This is a genomic window from Kutzneria chonburiensis (assembly GCF_028622115.1).
In the GTDB taxonomy this organism is placed as follows: Bacteria; Actinomycetota; Actinomycetes; order Mycobacteriales; family Pseudonocardiaceae; genus Kutzneria; species Kutzneria chonburiensis.
Window position 1 is genome coordinate 9,754,369 of sequence record NZ_CP097263.1, and the last position, 16,228, is coordinate 9,770,596.

Sequence of the window (16,228 nt, forward strand, 5' to 3'; positions counted from 1 at the left end):
GTGATGCTATCTGTGTCACACCTTCAGGTCTGCAAGCAGTCCCACCCCAGGGCGTCGCCGCCCAGCCGCTGGGCCAGGCCGGCCATCCGGGACCGCTCCTGCGCGCAGCTCAAAGCGGTGATGACCTGGGCACGAAGGGCATGCAGCCGTACCGGATCGCCCTCTTCGACCACCCGCAGCTCCCAGCCGTCCTGGGCCAGCAGCTCGCGGGCCCGCTCCACCGAAGCCGCCGGCAGCACGAGGTGATGCCGCAGCACCGCCTTCTCGTCGGCCTTCAGACGGGGCGAACGGGCCAGCACGGCCGAGTCCGCCTCGGCCGGGTCGAACGCCTCGGCAACCACGTTCAAATCAGGGTTGTCCAGGTCGAACGGCAATTCCGGACGCCGTCCGAACAGTGTTCTCAATCGCTCGAACGCGCCCATCGCTGTCGATCTCCCGTTGCACCCCACCCGACCGGGCGGCCTGATCCACCGCAGGCAATAATGCGACCCGTGACAACGGCAGCTCCTCCCATCGCTCAGCGGGTCCACTCGCTGAATCGCCCGAACATGGTCAGCGTGGGCACCATCGTGTGGCTGTCCAGCGAGCTCATGTTCTTCGCCGGCCTCTTCGCGATGTACTTCACCGTGAAGGCTCAGAACACCGGCGTCTGGCCGCCCGAGCCCACGCACCTGGACAAGGCGTACGCGCTGCCGTTCACCATCATCCTGGTGCTCTCCTCGGTCACCTGTCAGTGGGGCGTCTTCGCCGCCGAGCGCGGCGACGTCTTCGGCCTGCGCCGCTGGTACGTGCTGACCTTCGTGATGGGCCTGATCTTCGTGCTGGGCCAGGCCAACGAGTACCGGATGCTGGTCGAGGAGGGGACCACCATCCCCAGCTCGGCCTTCGGCACGGTGTTCTTCCTTGCGACCGGTTTCCACGGGCTGCACGTGATCGGCGGCCTGATCGCCTTCATCTTCCTGCTCATCAGGACGAGGTTGAGCAAGTTCACGCCGGCCCAGGCGACCTCGGCGATCGTCGTGTCGTACTACTGGCACTTCGTCGACATCGTCTGGATCGGCCTGTTCGCCGTCATCTACCTCATTCCCTGACCCAGCCCCGAACTGACAGCAAGGGTTGCCCTCCATGACCACCACGCCACCCGCCGACGCGGCGGGTACGTCCGCCCCCGCGGGGAAGCGGGCCCGCTCGCGGTCCAAGCTCAAGCGGCGGGTCTCCGGCCTGCTGGCGCTCGGGATCGCGCTGCTGGGCGCGGGCGCGCTCTACGCCGTCGCGGTGCCCGCCCCGCAGGTCGCGCAGGCCTCGGACACCAACGCGCTCGTCGAGCAGGGCCGGCAGCTGTTCAACAACAGCTGCATCTCCTGCCACGGCCAGAACCTGCAGGGTGTCAAGGACCGCGGGCCCAGCCTGATCGGCGTCGGCTCGGCGGCGTCCTACTTCCAGCTCTCCACCGGCCGCATGCCGCTGTCCGGCGGGCAGACCGCCGAGGCGGCGCGCAAGCCCCGGCCTTCACGCCGCAGGAGATCGACGCGCTCGACGCGTTCATCCAGGCCAACGGCGGCGGCAAGGAGAAGCCGACGGAGTCCGACGCCCAGCTGATCGGCGGCGACCCTTCGCGCGGCGGTGAGCTGTTCCGGCTCAACTGCGCGGCCTGCCACACCTTCACCGGCCGCGGTGGCGCGCTGTCCTCCGGCAAGTACGCGCCCGAGCTGGACGGCGTGACGCCGAGCCAGATCTACACGGCCATGCTGACCGGCCCGGAGAACATGCCGGTGTACGGCGACCGGCAGCTCACGCCGGACGAGAAGAAGGACATCATCGGCTACATCAAGTCGGTGACCGACGGCAACAACAACCCCGGCGGCAACGCGCTCGGCGGGCTCGGCCCGATCTCTGAGGGCCTCATCGGGTGGATCGTGGGCATCGCCGCGCTGGTCGGCGTGACCCTCTGGATCGGAAGCAAGGCATGAGCGGCGACGAGCAGGAGAAGCTGCCCACCGAGGCAGAGCTGAACAGCATGACCCGCGACGAGCTGGTCACGCTGGGCACCAAGCTGGACGGCGTCGAGCTGATCAGCTACGAGGACCCGTGGCCGGTCAAGGGCACCAGGGCCGAGAAGCGGGCCGAGCGCCAGGTGGCGTACTGGTTCCTGCTGGCCGCGCTGGCCGGCATCGCCTTCATCGTGGCGTTCATTCTGTGGCCGTCCGAGTACAAGGCGCCGGACACCGACGGGTACTTCTGGTACAGCCTGTACACGCCGGTGATCGGCGTCACGCTGGGCCTGACCATCCTCGGCCTCGGCGTCGGCGTGTTGAACTACACCAAGAAGTTCATCCCGCACGAGCTGGCCGTGCAGGACCGCCACGACGGCGGCTCGCCCAAGATCGACCAGGAGACGGTGCTGGCCGAGCTGGCCGACGCCGGCAACCGCAGCACCATCACCCGCCGCTCGCTGGTCAAGCGGTCGGCGGGCGCGGCGGCCGGCGTGATGGGCCTCGGCCTTGTCGTGCTGCCGCTGGGCGGCATGCTGAAGAACCCGTTCGCCGACACCAACTCCAAGGACTCGCTCTGGCACACCGGCTGGCAGCCGAGCTTCAAGGGCGAGAAGGTGTACCTGCGCCGCAACACCGGCGACGCGTCCGAGGTCGTGCTGATCCGTCCCGAGGACCTGGACGCCGGCGGCTTCGAGACCGTGTTCCCGTTCCGCGAGTCGGAGCGCGGCAACGAGGAGGCGCTGTCCGCGGCGCTGCACCGGTCGGACAACCCGGTCATGCTCATCCGGCTGCGGCCGGACCAGAACGTGGTCAAGCGGGCCGGCCAGGAGAACTTCAACTTCGGTGACTTCTACGCGTACTCGAAGATCTGCACCCACCTCGGCTGCCCGACCTCGCTGTACGAGCAGCAGACCGGTCGTCTGCTGTGCCCGTGCCACCAGTCGCAGTTCGACGTGTTCGAGTACGCCAAGCCGGTCTTCGGCCCGGCCGCCCGTGCGCTGCCCCAGCTTCCGCTCGCGGTTGACGAGAGCGGATACTTGATTGCGCGGAGCGACTTCATCGAGCCCATCGGCCCCGCGTTCTGGGAGCGTGACTCATGAGCGGCATCACGACGCCGACCAAGCCGGCCAACACGGCGACACGCGTCGCGGGCGGCGCGGCGAAGTGGGCCGACGACCGGTACCACCTGGCCGCCGGCATGCGTCGCCAGCTGAACAAGGTCTTCCCGTCGCACTGGTCCTTCCTGCTCGGCGAGATCGCCCTGTACAGCTTTATCGTGCTGCTGCTGTCCGGCACGTACCTGGCGCTGTTCTTCGACCCCTCCATGCAGGAGGTCACCTACAACGGCGCGTTCGACAACCTGCGCGGCATCCAGATGTCGCGGGCCTTCGCCTCCACCCTGGACATCTCGTTCGAGGTCCGCGGCGGCCTGTTCGTGCGGCAGATCCACCACTGGGCGGCGCTGCTGTTCATGTCGGCGATCGTCGCCCACATGTTCCGGATCTTCTTCACCGGCGCGTTCCGGCGCCCGCGTGAGGTGAACTGGGTCATCGGCGTCGTGCTGTTCATGATCGGCTCGCTCGAGGGCTTCTTCGGCTACTCGCTGCCCGACGACCTGCTGTCCGGCACCGGCCTGCGCGTCATGTTCGGCCTGATCGAGTCGATCCCGGTGCTGGGCACCTGGGTGGACTGGCTGCTGTTCGGCGGCGAGTTCCCGGGCAACGTGATCCTGCCGCGTATCTACACGCTGCACATACTGCTGCTGCCCGGCGTGATCCTGGCGCTGATCGCCGTGCACCTCGGCCTGGTGTGGTACCAGAAGCACACCCAGTTCCCCGGCCCGCGCCGGACTGAGCGCAACGTTGTCGGCGTGCGCATCATGCCGGTGTTCGCGGCCAAGGGCGGCGGCTTCTTCGCCCTGGTCACCGCGGTCATCGCGCTGATGTCCGGCCTGTTCCAGATCAACCCCATCTGGAACTTCGGCCCGTACAACCCGGCCCAGGTCTCCGCCGGCTCGCAGCCCGACTGGTACATGGGCTGGACCGACGGCCTCGTCCGTCTGTGGCCGGCCTGGGAGGCGTACATCCACCTCGGTGGGTGGGCCAACTTCACCATCCCGGCGCCGTTCCTGCCGTTCATGCTGGGCCTGCCCCTGCTGACCGGCATCGCCGCGGTCTACCCGTTCCTGGAGCGGAAGCTGACCAAGGACACCGCCCACCACAACCTGCTGCAGCGGCCGCGGGACGTGCCGGTGCGGACCAGCCTGGGCATGATGGCCATCACGTTCTTCATGGTGTGCCTGCTGTCCGGTGGCAACGACATCATCGCCGACAAGTTCGACATCTCGTTGAACGCGACCACGTGGATCGGCCGTATCGGTCTGCTGGTGCTGCCGCCGCTGGTGTACTGGATCACGTACCGGATGTGCATCGGCCTGCAGCGGGCCGACCGTGAGGTGCTGGAGCACGGCATCGAGACCGGCATCATCAAGCGGCTGCCGCATGGTGAGTTCATCGAGCTGCACCAGCCGCTCGGCCCGGTCGACGACCACGGCCACCCGCACGAGCTGGCCTACCAGGGCGCTCCGGTGCCCAAGAAGATGAACAAGCTCGGCTCGGCCGGCGCGCCGGTGGCCGGTGGCTTCTGGGGTCCCGACCCCGCCGACGAGGTCACCGCCCTGGAGAGCGCCCGCAAGGAGGCGCACACCCGCTCCAACGTGGTGACCGGCGAGAGCCAGCTCAACCAGGACAAGGAGCTGGCGGGCAAGCCCCAGCAGCCCGACGCCTGATCTGTGTTCTGCCTGACGGCCCCGGTCTCCGACCGGGGGCCGTTTGTCATGCCTGGGCGGCGAGCGCGTCGCCGATGGGCGTGCGGTGGTAGAGCACTGAGCGGCCGGCGCGGACCCGGTCGAGCAGGCCGGCTTTGCGCAGCACCGTGAGGTGGTCGCCGACCGCGCCGACGGCCAGGCCGAGGCTGCGGGCCAGTTGGGTGGTGCTGGCCGGCGTGTCGAGGGCGTTGAGCAGCTGGGCCCGCGTCCGGCCCAGCAGGTCGGCCAGCGCACCGGGGTCGGGAACGGTCGTCTCCCACAGCGCGGCGACGCCCCGCGCCGGATAGACCAGGGCTTTGGGCCAGGGATCCTCGTGGTGCACGGCCACGCCCGGCCAGACGAAGACCGATGGCACGAACAGCAGGCCCTCGCCCCTGAGATCGATCGTGCGGTCGCCGGCCGAGCGCAGCACGTCGATGCCTTGGTCTCGCCAGCGGACCCGGGCGTGCAGGCCGTCCAGCGCGGCCAGCCAGCCGCCGCGACCCAGCAGACCGGCCCGGTGCACGACGTCGCGTTCGCAGATGGCGCGCAGTTGGAGCCAGTCCGCAGCCAGCAGCTCGTGCCAGGCCCGTTCCAGCGTGTCGGCGAGGCGTTGCACGACGTCCGGCCCGTCGAGCACGGCTTGGGCCGCGTCGTCGGTCTGTGGTTTCAGGCCGGCGATCTCGGCGCGGGCCTGGGGGAGCGGCGTGGCCCGGACGGCGGCGAGGTCGTCCTCGACGGTCTGGGCCAGGCCCTGCGGCGGCGGTGCCGTGAACGCCGCGCCTCGCCCCGGGGAGTGCAGGGCCATCGCCGCTCGGAACGCCGGATCTTGTCGCAGCCGTCGGTACGGCGGGGTGACGCGCGTCTGCCAGGGGCCGGGGAGGCGGTGCTGGGACAGGCCGGCGAGGCGGCGGAGCAGGCCGTCCAGTTCGAACAGTGGGGACAGCGCGAACCGGCTGCGCAGCAGGTCCTCGCCGCCGACCTCGAACCGGAGCATGGCCCGACCTTACGTCCCTGCACGTAACTTTGGCCCTGCGATGGTGGTTTTCCGCAGGCTGGCAGCCATGACCTATGCCGGCGTTCTGGCCCACACTCCGTACCGGGTGCTGTTCGCCACCCGCACCCTCGCCATCACCGCCGACACGCTGCGCATCGTCGCGTTGTCGGTGTTGGTGTTCGCCGTGACCGGTTCGACGTTGTTGGCCGCCGTGGCGTACGGGATCTCGTTCTTGCCCCAGTTGATCGGCGGCAGCCTGCTCGGCGCGGTCGCCGACCTTGTGCCGCCACGGCAGCTCATCGCCATCGGCTACGCCGTCGAGTTCCTCAGCGGCTTGTTGTTGGCGTTGGCCGACCTGCCCGTAGGACTCAGTTTGGCCCTCGTCGCCACCGTGTCGATGGTGACGCCCTTGGTCAACGGCGCTGCCGGCCGCGTCGTGGCCGACGTCCTCTCCGGCGAGAGTTACGTGCTCGGCCGGTCGTTGCTCAACCTGGCGTCGTCTTCCGCCCAGCTCGTCGGCATGGCCGGTGCCGGCGCCGCCGTCGCCGTGCTCGGTGCCCGGCACGCCATGCTCGTCAGCGCCGCCCTGCACCTTCTCGCCGCCGCCTGGGTCCGTCTCCGGCTCCCTGACCTGCGCGTTTCCGCCTCCGGCTTGGCGTCCGCCGTGCGCCGCAGCTGGTCCGGCAACCGCCAGCTGCTGCGGGATCGCACGATCCGCACCTTGATCTGGGCCCAGTGGCTGCCGCCCGCTTGCGTCACCGGTGCCGAGAGCCTGCTCGTGCCGTACGTCGCCGTCCGTGGCCTACCCGTCTCCGCCGGCGGCCTCCTGCTCGCCTGCCTCCCCGTCGGCATGATGATCGGCAGCATCCTCATCGGCCGCGTCGTCGGTCCTTCGTCCCGGCGACGTCTGCTCATGCCGTTGATGACCGCCGTCGGCCTACCCCTGATCGGCTTCTCGATCACCGGGCTACCCGTCGTCCTGTGCGGGGCCCTCTTGGCGCTCGCCGGCACCGGCTTCGCCTACGGCCTCGCCCTCCAGCAGCGTTTCCGCGACGTCGTGCCTTCTTCCGTCCGCGGCCAGGCCTTCAGCCTCTTGTCCACCGGCTTGATGACCGCCCAGGGCCTCAGCCCAGCGTTGGCCGGCGCTGTGGCCGGCATCCTCCCCGTCGCCCAGGTCATCGCCTTGTGCGGCGCGGTGTCCGTGGCATCAGCCCTGCTGTTCCGCCTCCGCGCCCCGGAGGTGATGGATGCCCCCGCGACAGCTCAGTCCAGGCCGACCGAGAAGGACTCCTCGGCGTCGCGGCGGGAGTAGGAGCGGAAGGCGATGTGGGTGTCGGTGTTGAGCACGCCGGGCACCTTGCTGATGCGGCCGGGCACGAGCTCGGCCAGGTCCTCGTGCTTGGCCACCTTGACGTGCGCGATCAGGTCGACGTCGCCGGCGCAGGAGTAGACCTCCTGGACCCCGTCGATGTCGGCGATCGCCTGCGCGGCCTCCGGGATCGACTCGGCGGTGGCCTGGATCAACACGATCGCCGTGATCACGGTGGGACCTCCTGTAATGGTTCGACGTCCTGCCGATCGTAGGGCAAGGATGGGCTCGTGAACTGGACCGTCCGCGCCGCTGTCCCGTCCGATGCCGAAGAGCTGGTCCGACTGCGTGTGGTCATGTTCGAGGCCATGGGCCGCGACGTCACGCTCGGCGACTGGCAGCGCCCGGCCGCCGACATGTTCCGACGTGAGCTCGGCGGCACCGGACTGATCGCCACCGTGGTCGACGCACCGGGTGGGGGACTGGCGGCCTGTGCCGCGGCGTTCGTCCGCCCGGACATGCCCCGCCCAGGCGACACCGCCGAGGTGATGGGGCACGTGCACAACGTCTGCACGGACCCGGTCTGGCGGCGGCGAGGGCTGGCCCGGCTGGTCGTCACTGCCCTGGTCGAGCAGCTGGATGCGCTGGGCGTGACCAAATCCGACCTGCACGCCAGCGAGGACGGCCGCTCCCTCTACGAGAGCCTCGGCTACAAGCCGCGTCACGGCGGCGTGGAGATGGTGCGGCGGCTCAGTTGACGCCGGCGTAGACGGCACGGCCGGCGGCGGCGCGGTCCACCCAGGCCCGCCAACCGGCGGCGGACTTGGCGGGCTCGGACCACGGCGTGTCGCAGTAGACCAAGCGCGTGCCGGGGCGGTTGAGCCAGCGCAGCACGACACCGGTCTCCTCGGCGGGCGCGCCGCGAAGCGGGCCGTCGCCAGGGATGACGGTCTCGGCGGCGGCGACGAGGGAATCGACGACCGGCATCGGTCGCACGCCTCGGCGGGCCACGCCGGCCGAAGCGAGACGCCCGTGGCGCACGACCGAGAACTCCCAGCCGCCGTTGCCGTCCGGACGGGCGGCGACGAGCTCGGGCAGCGCGGCCAAGGCGGCCAACCGCTGGCTGCGGTCGACGGCCCGGACCAGGTCGGCCAGGCGGTCGCGGCGGACGGCGGCCTCCTCGAAGCGTTCGGCGAGGGCCAGCTCCTCCAGCTGCGCAGCCAGCCGGTCGAACGGGTCGAGGGCGCGGCCGGCGATGAGGTCCCGGACGGCCGCCGGGGCGTAGGCGTAGTCGGCGACGTCCTGACGGCCGGCGCATGGCGCGCGGCAGCGGCCAAGCTCGGCTAACGCGCACGGCGTGGCCCGTGCGCCTTGCGCCGGGATGCGCAGGCTGCACGTGCGCAGACCGGTGGCGTCACTTAACGCGGTCGCGGCGGTCTCGGCCGACTGCCGTGACCGAAAGGGGCCCAACGCGCCGTCGCGTGTGCGGCGCACGATGGACAGGCGCGGGAACGCCTCGTCGGTGAGCGTGACCCACCAGCCGCCCTGCTGGTTGCGGGACTTCCGGTTGTACTGCGGCTTGTGCGCGGTCAGCAGCCGCAGCTCGCGCACCTCGGCCTCCAACGAATGCGCGCACACCACGGAGTCCACGCGCACCGCCAGCGCCACCATCTCCTTGATGCGGCCCCGGCTCTCGCTGCTCGTGAAGTACTGGCGCACGCGCCGGCGCAGGTCTGACGCCGTGCCGACGTACAGCACCTCCTCCGACGGCCCGCGGAACAGGTACACGCCCGGCTCCGACGGCAGGTGCGCGGCCAGGGTGCGCTTGCGGCGCTGCGCGGGCGTGACATCGGGCAGGTAGTCGAACAGCTCCTCCAGCGACTGCACGCCCATCGGCCCCACGCGCTCCAGTAGGCCGTGCAGCACGTCCACGGTCGCACGGGCGTCGTCCAGCGCACGGTGGTTCGGCGTCGTCGACGTGCTGAACAGCTCGGCCAGCGCCGACAGGCGGCAGCTGGGCGCCTCGTCACGGGTCAGCACGCGGCGGGCCAGGCGCACCGTGCACAGCACCGCCGGCTTCGGCCACGCGTAGCCGTGCTGCGTGCAGGCGGCCTTGAGGAAGCCTGTGTCGAACGGCGCGTTGTGCGCCACCACCACCGCCCCCGCCGCGAACTCGAGGAACGCCGGCAGCACCTCGTCGATCGGCGGCGCGGTGTACACCATGGCCTCGGTGATGCCGGTCAGCCGCACGATCTCCGGCGGGATGCCCCGGCCCGGGTTGACCAGCGTGGCGAACTCGCCCAGCACCACCCCGCCACGCACCTTCACCGCCCCGATCTCGGTGATCGCGTCCTCGCCCGGCCGGCCGCCCGTGGTCTCCAGGTCCACCACCACGAACGTGGTCTCCCGCAACGGCGTGCCCAGCTCGTCGAACGTCAGCTGGCCGAGGTCATCAGCAGTGGTGGTCATGGTGATCGGGATCGTGCCAGCACCCCCTGACAGTTTTGATCGCCATCGAGGATCGGAACGGACCGTTCCTCCACTCCGAGTAGAGGAACGGCGCTTTCCGAAACTTCGGGCCCGCCAGGCCGCCCGAGTGTGGGAAGGGGGCCTTCCTCCACTCCGAGTGCAGGAAGGCCCCCTTCCCACACTCGGCGGGCTGCGCTAACTGGGTGACCTGCGTGATCTTTGCCGTGGCAACCTGGCGATGTGGGTCGGTTCCCCGTCAGCCGTTGGCGGCGGCACGCACTAGCCTGTGGGGGTGTCCGCGTCAGCCGAAGCCGATGAGCCGGGTCAGGGGCCCGAGCTGTCCGCCGTGGACGGTGGCGATGATCAGTCCACTGTGGACTGGTCGGCGCTGCCCGACCCGGTGCGGTCCCGGCTGGCCGAGATCAGCGCGGACGCGGTCGGCGTGCTGGCCCGGGTGGACATCCCGCAGCAGGTCAAGGCGGTGGCCCGGTTCGCGCCGGCCAAGCGGGCCCGGCTGGGCGCATCGGCGCTGATCGCGGGCCTGCGGGACGTGCATGCCTTCCGCACGGCGGTGGTGGAGTGGTGCCGCGAGCACCGGCCCGCGGCCCTGGACAGCACCTCGCCGGATCCGGTGGCGGCGGCGGCCGCGTCGGTGCTGCTGGGCGAGCCGACGGCGGTGCACTTCGTGGAACTCGTCACGCGCCGGGTCGGCGAGGCGCACCTACGGGCCGAGCGGGACGCGGCGGTGCTCAAGGCGCAGCGGGCGGACGCGGAGCTCAAGCGCGTGCGGGAAGAGCTGGACGCGAACCAGGGCGCGGAGGCGAAGGTCCTCCAGGAGCGGGACGCGGAGCTGGAGCGACTGCGTAAACGGCTCAGAGAACAAGGCGTGAAGCTGCGCGAGGCCCGCGACCGCGCGGACAACGCGATGGCCGAGGCGGACAAGGTCCGCAACGAGGCGTTGGCCGAGGTCAAGGCGCTGAGCGCGGAGCGGGACCGCGAGCGCGAGCGGGCCGAGACGGAGCGGTCCAAGGCCCGGCGCGCGGAGAACGACGCGGAGATCGCCCGCCAGTCGGCCCGCGAGGCCCGTCAGGCCGACGAGGTCCGGCTGGCGCTGCTGGTCGACACGCTGGACGGCGCGGTCACCGGCCTGCGCCGCGAGCTGGCCATCGGCGGCGGCCAGGGCCCGCGCCCGGCCGACATGGTGCGCGGCGCGACGGCGGCGCAGGGCACGGTCGGCCGTGTGGAGGACCCGGCGGCGCTGGACCGCCTGCTGGCCCTGCCGGCGGTGCACATGGTCGTGGACGGCTACAACGTGACCAAGACGGGCTATCCGGAGCTGCCGCTGTCCGACCAGCGCGACCGCCTGGTGCACCAGATGGCCGTGCTCGCGGCCCGAACCGGGGCCGAGGTCACGGTGGTCTTCGACGGCGCGGGCGTGGTGGCGGTGCCCTCGGCGGCCCCGCGCGGCGTGCGTGTCCTGTTCTCCGACCCGGGCGTGCTCGCCGACGACGTGATCAGGGCGTTGGTGACCGCGGAGCCCGAAGGTCGTCCTGTGGTTGTTGTCACGTCGGATCGCGCGGTGGCCGACTCCGTGCGCCGCCGCGGCGCGCACCCGGTGCCGTCGGCCGTCCTGCTGGCCCGATTGGTCCGGGTGTGAAGAGTTAACCCCGCTCGACCTGCCGATTCGCTGAACGGTCGGCCGAACGGGCCGAACGGGATTCACGCCTGGTCAACGTGGACGCCCACGGTATCGACTGTGATGCTCCGAACGAGTGAGCACGACCGTTCAACCGCCGCCACGGTCACCGCGGGTGGACGACCCGGCCCCCGTTTCGTAACCTACCCGAGACCTCGCGGCGACCAGCTGGCTGGCGTGGCCGGCGACGCGGGGTCACCGTCTGTTTCGACCTTGTCGGGGGGTCGGGCGCCCGACGGGCTCTACCTCGAAGGAGACACCACCCTCGTGGCGTCGAATCGACTCAAGTACGCAGTGCGCAGTGCCATCGCCGCCTCGGCGGTGATCAGTGTGGTCGCCCTCAACCCGGGCTCCGCCGTCGCCGACCCGCCCAAGAACCGGGACGACGCGAAGGCGCAGCTGGACGCGGCCAGCCAGGTCGCGGAGAAGGCCCAGGAAGCCTGGATGGCGGCCAAGGACGACCTGGCGGCCAAGCAGGCCGAGGTGGCCAAGGCGACCGCCGACATCCAGACGTACACCCAGCAGGCCGCGGACGCGAAGACCAAGGAGTCCCAGTACCAGGGGCAGGTCGACCAGCTGGCCTCCGCCGCGTACAGCGGCGTGCAGTTCACCCAGCTCTCCGCGCTGCTGACCGGCAAGTCCGCGCAGGACTTCCTCGACCAGTCCAGCGAGCTCCAGTTCCTGGCCCAGCAGAACGCCATCGTGATGGACGGTTACGACAACGCCATCAAGACGGCCAACAGCGCCAAGGCCAAGACCGAGGACGCGAAGAAGCGCTCCCAGGCGGCGGCCGACGCGGCCCAGGCGATCCTGGCCGACCTGGACAAGAAGAAGCAGGACGCGGACCAGGCCAAGAACAACGCCCAGGCCGCGTACAACCAGCTGGACGCGGCGGCCAAGGGCCTGCTGGCCGGGGCCGGCGACACCGGCGTGTTCCTCGGCCCGCCCGGCGCGGCCGGCACGGCCATGAACGCGGCGGTCGGCGAGCGCGGCGTGCCCTACGTGTGGGGCGGCACCACGCCGGCCGGCTTCGACTGCTCCGGCCTGACCCAGTGGGCCTACCACCAGGCCGGCGTGAACATCCCGCGCTCGGCGGCCGCGCAGTTCACCGTCGGCCGGGCCGTCTCGCTGGACAGCCTCATCCCCGGCGACCTGATCTTCTACGGCTCCAGCGCCTCCAACATCCACCACGTCTCCATGTACGTGGGCGCGGGCAAGGTGGTGCACGCGCCGACCGAGGGCGAGGTCGTGAAGATCGTGCCGATCGGCAACTCCGGTTCGGACATCTTCGGCGCCAAGCGCATCGTCGGCTGATAAGCGACGAGCTGGGACAACCACCGCGAGGCCGGCACCCCCTAGGGGTGCCGGCCTCGCGCGTTCACCCCATCGGTACCCTGCTTGCCGTGGTGGCCAACAGACTCAAACATGCTGTGCGTGGTGCGGTGGCCCTCTCGGCCGTGACGGTGGCGGTGAGCCTCAACCCGGCCGCGGCCAACGCCGATCCCACGCCGCCGGCGAACGAGCAGGACGCCCAGAAGCAGGTCGAGCAGCAGACGGCGCAGGCCGACCAGATCGGGCAGCAGTACCTCGCGGCCAAGGACGACCTCGCGGCCAAGCAGGCCGACGTGGCCAATGCGACCGCCGACATCGACAAGTACGGCAAGCAGCTGACCGACGCCCAGGCCAAGGAAGAGCAGTTCCGCGGCCAGGTCGACCAGGTTGCGGCGGCCGCCTTCGACGGTGCCCAGTTCACTCAGCTCTCGGCCCTGCTGACCGGCAAGTCCGCGCAGGACTTCCTGGACCAGTCCAGCGCGCTCCAGCTGCTGGCCCAGCAGAACTCCTCCGTGCTCGACACGTACGAGGGCGCGGTCAAGTCGGCGTCCGACGCCAAGACCAAGGCGGCCGCGGCCCAGAAGAAGGCCAAGGACGCGGCCGACGCGGCCCAGAAGATCCTGGACGACCTCCAGAACAAGAAGGACGCCGCGACCAAGGCCCTCAACGACGCCAAGGCCGCCGTGGCCAAGCTGTCCGCCGCCGCCAAGCAGTCGCTGGGCGCGGCCGGCAACATGGGCACCTTCATCGGCCCGGCCGGCGCGGCCGGCACCGCCATGCAGGCGGCGCTGAGCCAGCGCGGCGTGATGTACCAGTGGGGCGGCGAGACGCCGGGTCCGGGTGGCGGCTTTGACTGCTCCGGCCTGATGCAGTGGGCCTGGGGCCAGGCCGGCATCAGCCTCCCGCGTTCGGCGGCCGCCCAGTACGGCCCGGGCAAGTCGGTGGCCAAGGGCGACTTGCAGGCCGGCGACGTGGTGTTCTTCGGGAGCACGGCGTCGAACATCTACCACGTGGGCATGATGGTCAGCTCGACGGAGTTCGTGCACGCCCCGACGCAGGGCCAGCCGGTGAAGGTTCAGCCGCTGTCGGTCATGTCGGACTACTTCGGTGCCAAGCGATACGTGGGCTGAGGTCTAGCATCGGGCTCCATGACCGGAGCGGCCCGGTTCAGGGCTTGGCTGGTCGCGGCGATCGCCGCGACGCTGCTCGGTGGTGTGGTGCTGCTCGTTGGGCAGCCCGCCACTGGGCCGCTGCCCACTGCCCCGCTCAAGGGCGGTCCGGCGGGCCAGGGTGCGCCGCTGGCCCAGACCGGCGACGCCGCCGTGACGGCTCTGCTGCGCAGCCGTGCATCGGCCATCCTGCACCGGGACCGCGACGCCTTCCTGGCCGAGATCGATCCGAGGGCGACGCCGCAGTTCCGTGACGCCCAGGAGGCGATGTTCGACAACCTCGCCGACGTGCCGCTGTCGGTCTGGTCCTACGACCTCGACCCGGCCGACGTGGTGACCGTGCCCAAGGGCTCGTTCCCGGCCGAGGAGCTGTGGGCGCCCGAGGTGCAGCTCAACTACGCGCTGGCCGGCGTGGACCACGATCCGACGAGCAAGCCGATGGGGTACCTGTTCTCGCGGCACGGCACCCAGTGGTTCCTGGCCTCGGACACGCTGACCTCGCGCAACACCTGGCGCGGGCCATGGGATTTCGGCCCCGTGGCGGCGACGAGGGTCAAGTCCGGGCTGGTGCTGGCCCATCCCGACAACGCCGAGCTGGCCAAGCGGATCGCCGGCGAACTGGATGCGGACGTCAAGGCCGTGAGCGCGGTGTGGGACCAGCCGTGGTCGCGCGAAGTCGCGGTGCTGGTGCCGTCTTCCGACGACGAGATGAAGGCGTTCGTCGGCCCCGAATTCGCGGTCGACGCCATCGCCGCGGTGGCCGTCGCCGACCGCGTGGACAACGGCCGCCACACGGCCATCGGGCAGCGGGTCGTGCTCAATCCGGGCAACGCCGAGCAGATGCCGCCGTCGTCGTTGACGGTCGTGTTGCGGCACGAGATGACCCACATCGCCGCCCGCGGCTACACCGTGGACGGTACGGCGATGTGGATGCTGGAGGGCTTCGCCAACTACGTCGGTTACCGCAACAGCGGCATTCCCATGGACGCCGCCGCGGCCGACGTCGCCGACCTGGAGCGCAACGGCAAGCCGCCGACCGACCTGCCGGCCAACGCCGACTTCGCGGCCGGCGGCGACAAGATCAACCTGGCCTACGACGAGGCGTGGACGCTGACCTCGTTCATCGCCGACACCTTCGGCCAGCACGCCCTGGTCACGCTGTACCTGCGGATCGCCGGCGGCAGCCTGACCGCCGACGTCGGCCAGCAGCTGCACGACGTGCTCGGTCTGGACAAGGCGGGCCTGGTCGCCGGCTGGCAGGACTACCTGCGGCGGAAGTTCTGATCTTCCACAGGTCGGCCGGGTAGCGTTGTCGGGTGCGCAGGACGTTGCTGGTGACGAACGACTTCCCGCCGCGCCCCGGCGGTATCCAGTACTACCTGCACGCGCTGGCCACCGCGCTGGGCGGCGACCTGGTGGTCTACGCCCCGGCGTGGCCGGGTGCCGAGGCGTTCGACGCCCGGCAGCCGTTCCCCGTGGTGCGTCACCCCGAGTCGTTGCTACTGCCCACCCCGGATGCCCAGCGCCGTCTGACCGCCGTGGCCCGGGGCGAGCGCTGCGATGCCGTGTGGTTCGGCGCCGCCGCGCCGCTAGCGTTGCTAGGTCCGCATCTGCCGGTCGATCGCATCGTCGCCAGCTCGCACGGCCATGAGGTCGGCTGGGCCATGCTGCCCGCCGCTCGGCAGGCCTTGCGGCGCATCGGCGACACCGCCGACGTCGTCACCTTCGTCAGCCGCTTCACGCGCTCTCGTGTCGCCCCCGCCTTCGGCCCTCGGGCCGCTTTGGAGCATCTGCCGGCGGGCGTCGACATCAACGTCTTCAAGCCCGACACCGCCGCCCGTGAGTTCATCCGCGCCCGGCACGGCCTCTCCGACCGTCCAGTGATCGTGTGCGTCTCGCGGCTCGTCCGCAGGAAGGGCCAGGACGACTTGATCCGGGCCATGCCGCGCATCCGTGAGCGCGTCCCCGACGCCATGCTGCTGCTCGTCGGCGACGGCCCCGACGGCGGCCGCCTCAGCACCCTCGCCGACGCCGTCGGCCGCAGCGTCGTCTTCGTCGGCGAGGTCCACGCCGAGGAATTGCCCGCCTACTACGCCGCCGGCGACGTCTTCGCCATGCCTTGCCGCACCTTGGCCCGCGGCCTCGACGTCGAGGGCCTCGGCCTGGTGTTCTTGGAGGCCGCCGCCGCCGGCCTCCCCGTCATCGCCGGCAACGCCGGCGGCGCACCCGAGACCGTCCGCGAGGGCATCACCGGCCACGCCGTCTCCCGCGGCGACCTGGCCTCGACCTTGTCCGACCTGCTGCTCAACCGGGATTTGGCAATGAAGATGGGCGCTGCCGGGCGCGAATGGATGGCGAGTTCGTGGCGTTGGGACGACCGCGCCACCAAGCTCTCCGCCCTCATCGACGGCCGTCGTCCCCCAACTCCCTGACGCTGGGCCGAATGCCGCGACAGC

At 70.8% G+C, this 16,228-nt stretch carries 14 protein-coding genes and 1 pseudogene; 11 read left to right on the top strand and 4 right to left on the bottom strand.

What is annotated here, in order from left to right; all coding sequences use genetic code 11:
• Positions 1 to 23 precede the first annotated feature (23 nt).
• The gene (locus M3Q35_RS45380; RefSeq protein WP_273938799.1) at positions 24 to 422 is read right to left on the bottom strand and encodes a hypothetical protein; all 399 of its coding nucleotides are present in this window, start codon (positions 420 to 422) and stop codon (positions 24 to 26) included.
• A 60-nt stretch (positions 423 to 482) separates the two neighbouring features.
• On the opposite strand from M3Q35_RS45380, the gene ctaE reads away from it, so the two are divergent.
• The 4 genes and pseudogenes from ctaE (at position 483) to qcrB (ending at position 4,782) form a co-directional block, all read left to right on the top strand.
• The gene (ctaE, locus tag M3Q35_RS45385) at positions 483 to 1,091 is read left to right on the top strand and encodes an aa3-type cytochrome oxidase subunit III (protein WP_184859942.1); all 609 of its coding nucleotides are present in this window, start codon (positions 483 to 485) and stop codon (positions 1,089 to 1,091) included.
• Positions 1,092 to 1,125: 34 nt separating this feature from the next.
• A pseudogene (gene qcrC / locus M3Q35_RS45390) lies at positions 1,126 to 1,970 on the top strand (cytochrome bc1 complex diheme cytochrome c subunit).
• Complete coding sequence (gene qcrA, locus M3Q35_RS45395) at positions 1,967 to 3,094, top strand: cytochrome bc1 complex Rieske iron-sulfur subunit (RefSeq protein WP_273938800.1); 1,128 nt, start codon at positions 1,967 to 1,969, stop codon at positions 3,092 to 3,094. Before qcrC ends, qcrA begins: the two are co-directional and overlap by 4 nt.
• Positions 3,091 to 4,782: a cytochrome bc1 complex cytochrome b subunit gene (qcrB, locus tag M3Q35_RS45400; RefSeq protein ID WP_273938801.1), complete on the top strand. Its 1,692-nt coding sequence runs from the start codon at positions 3,091 to 3,093 to the stop codon at positions 4,780 to 4,782. Before qcrA ends, qcrB begins: the two co-directional genes overlap by 4 nt.
• A 46-nt stretch (positions 4,783 to 4,828) precedes the next feature.
• Here qcrB and M3Q35_RS45405 read toward each other — a convergent pair whose 3' ends face one another.
• Entirely contained in the window at positions 4,829 to 5,797 is a 969-nt protein-coding gene (locus M3Q35_RS45405; RefSeq protein WP_273938802.1) for a DUF5937 family protein, read from the bottom strand.
• A gap of 67 nt (positions 5,798 to 5,864) precedes the next feature.
• On the opposite strand from M3Q35_RS45405, the gene M3Q35_RS45410 reads away from it, so the two are divergent.
• A complete protein-coding gene (locus M3Q35_RS45410; RefSeq protein WP_273938803.1) occupies positions 5,865 to 7,109 on the top strand; it encodes an MFS transporter in 1,245 nt (414 codons plus the stop codon).
• Here M3Q35_RS45410 and M3Q35_RS45415 read toward each other — a convergent pair.
• Positions 7,061 to 7,339, bottom strand: coding sequence for an Lrp/AsnC family transcriptional regulator (locus M3Q35_RS45415; protein ID WP_273938804.1), 279 nt, complete (start codon positions 7,337 to 7,339; stop codon positions 7,061 to 7,063). The genes M3Q35_RS45410 and M3Q35_RS45415 overlap by 49 nt on opposite strands.
• A gap of 57 nt (positions 7,340 to 7,396) precedes the next feature.
• Between M3Q35_RS45415 and M3Q35_RS45420 the strand changes: the two genes are divergently transcribed.
• Positions 7,397 to 7,864 carry a GNAT family N-acetyltransferase gene (locus M3Q35_RS45420; protein ID WP_273938805.1) on the top strand — a complete coding sequence of 156 codons (468 nt, stop codon included), beginning with the start codon at positions 7,397 to 7,399 and terminating at the stop codon, positions 7,862 to 7,864.
• Here the strand turns inward: M3Q35_RS45420 and M3Q35_RS45425 are convergent.
• Positions 7,857 to 9,575, bottom strand: a complete 1,719-nt coding sequence (locus M3Q35_RS45425) for a DEDD exonuclease domain-containing protein (RefSeq protein ID WP_273938806.1) — start codon at positions 9,573 to 9,575, stop codon at positions 7,857 to 7,859. The two genes, M3Q35_RS45420 and M3Q35_RS45425, sit on opposite strands and share 8 nt — an antisense overlap.
• Before the next feature lie 292 nt (positions 9,576 to 9,867).
• Between M3Q35_RS45425 and M3Q35_RS45430 the strand changes: the two genes are divergently transcribed.
• The 5 genes from M3Q35_RS45430 (at position 9,868) to M3Q35_RS45450 (ending at position 16,204) form a co-directional block, all read left to right on the top strand.
• Complete coding sequence (locus tag M3Q35_RS45430; protein WP_379793720.1) at positions 9,868 to 11,232, top strand: NYN domain-containing protein; 1,365 nt, start codon at positions 9,868 to 9,870, stop codon at positions 11,230 to 11,232.
• Between the two features lie 306 nt (positions 11,233 to 11,538).
• Positions 11,539 to 12,585, top strand: coding sequence for a C40 family peptidase (locus M3Q35_RS45435; protein ID WP_273938807.1), 1,047 nt, complete (start codon positions 11,539 to 11,541; stop codon positions 12,583 to 12,585).
• An 89-nt stretch (positions 12,586 to 12,674) separates the two neighbouring features.
• Positions 12,675 to 13,733: an NlpC/P60 family protein gene (locus M3Q35_RS45440; RefSeq protein WP_273938808.1), complete on the top strand. Its 1,059-nt coding sequence runs from the start codon at positions 12,675 to 12,677 to the stop codon at positions 13,731 to 13,733.
• A gap of 18 nt (positions 13,734 to 13,751) precedes the next feature.
• Positions 13,752 to 15,056 (top strand): peptidase MA family metallohydrolase, encoded by a 1,305-nt coding sequence (locus M3Q35_RS45445; protein ID WP_273938809.1) that lies wholly within the window; start codon positions 13,752 to 13,754, stop codon positions 15,054 to 15,056.
• A gap of 32 nt (positions 15,057 to 15,088) precedes the next feature.
• Positions 15,089 to 16,204, top strand: coding sequence for a glycosyltransferase family 4 protein (locus tag M3Q35_RS45450; RefSeq protein WP_273938810.1), 1,116 nt, complete (start codon positions 15,089 to 15,091; stop codon positions 16,202 to 16,204).
• The last annotated feature ends 24 nt before the right edge of the window (positions 16,205 to 16,228 follow it).

What these genes read in the sequence shown, in the direction of transcription:
- M3Q35_RS45380 (WP_273938799.1), bottom strand. Translation starts at nt 422, where the DNA reads ATGGGCGCGTTCGAGCGATTGAGAACACTGTTCGGACGGCGTCCGGAA.
- ctaE (WP_184859942.1), top strand. Translation starts at nt 483, where the DNA reads ATGCGACCCGTGACAACGGCAGCTCCTCCCATCGCTCAGCGGGTCCAC.
- qcrA (WP_273938800.1), top strand. Translation starts at nt 1,967, where the DNA reads ATGAGCGGCGACGAGCAGGAGAAGCTGCCCACCGAGGCAGAGCTGAAC.
- qcrB (WP_273938801.1), top strand. Translation starts at nt 3,091, where the DNA reads ATGAGCGGCATCACGACGCCGACCAAGCCGGCCAACACGGCGACACGC.
- M3Q35_RS45405 (WP_273938802.1), bottom strand. Translation starts at nt 5,797, where the DNA reads ATGCTCCGGTTCGAGGTCGGCGGCGAGGACCTGCTGCGCAGCCGGTTC.
- M3Q35_RS45410 (WP_273938803.1), top strand. Translation starts at nt 5,865, where the DNA reads ATGACCTATGCCGGCGTTCTGGCCCACACTCCGTACCGGGTGCTGTTC.
- M3Q35_RS45425 (WP_273938806.1), bottom strand. Translation starts at nt 9,575, where the DNA reads ATGACCACCACTGCTGATGACCTCGGCCAGCTGACGTTCGACGAGCTG.
- M3Q35_RS45445 (WP_273938809.1), top strand. Translation starts at nt 13,752, where the DNA reads ATGACCGGAGCGGCCCGGTTCAGGGCTTGGCTGGTCGCGGCGATCGCC.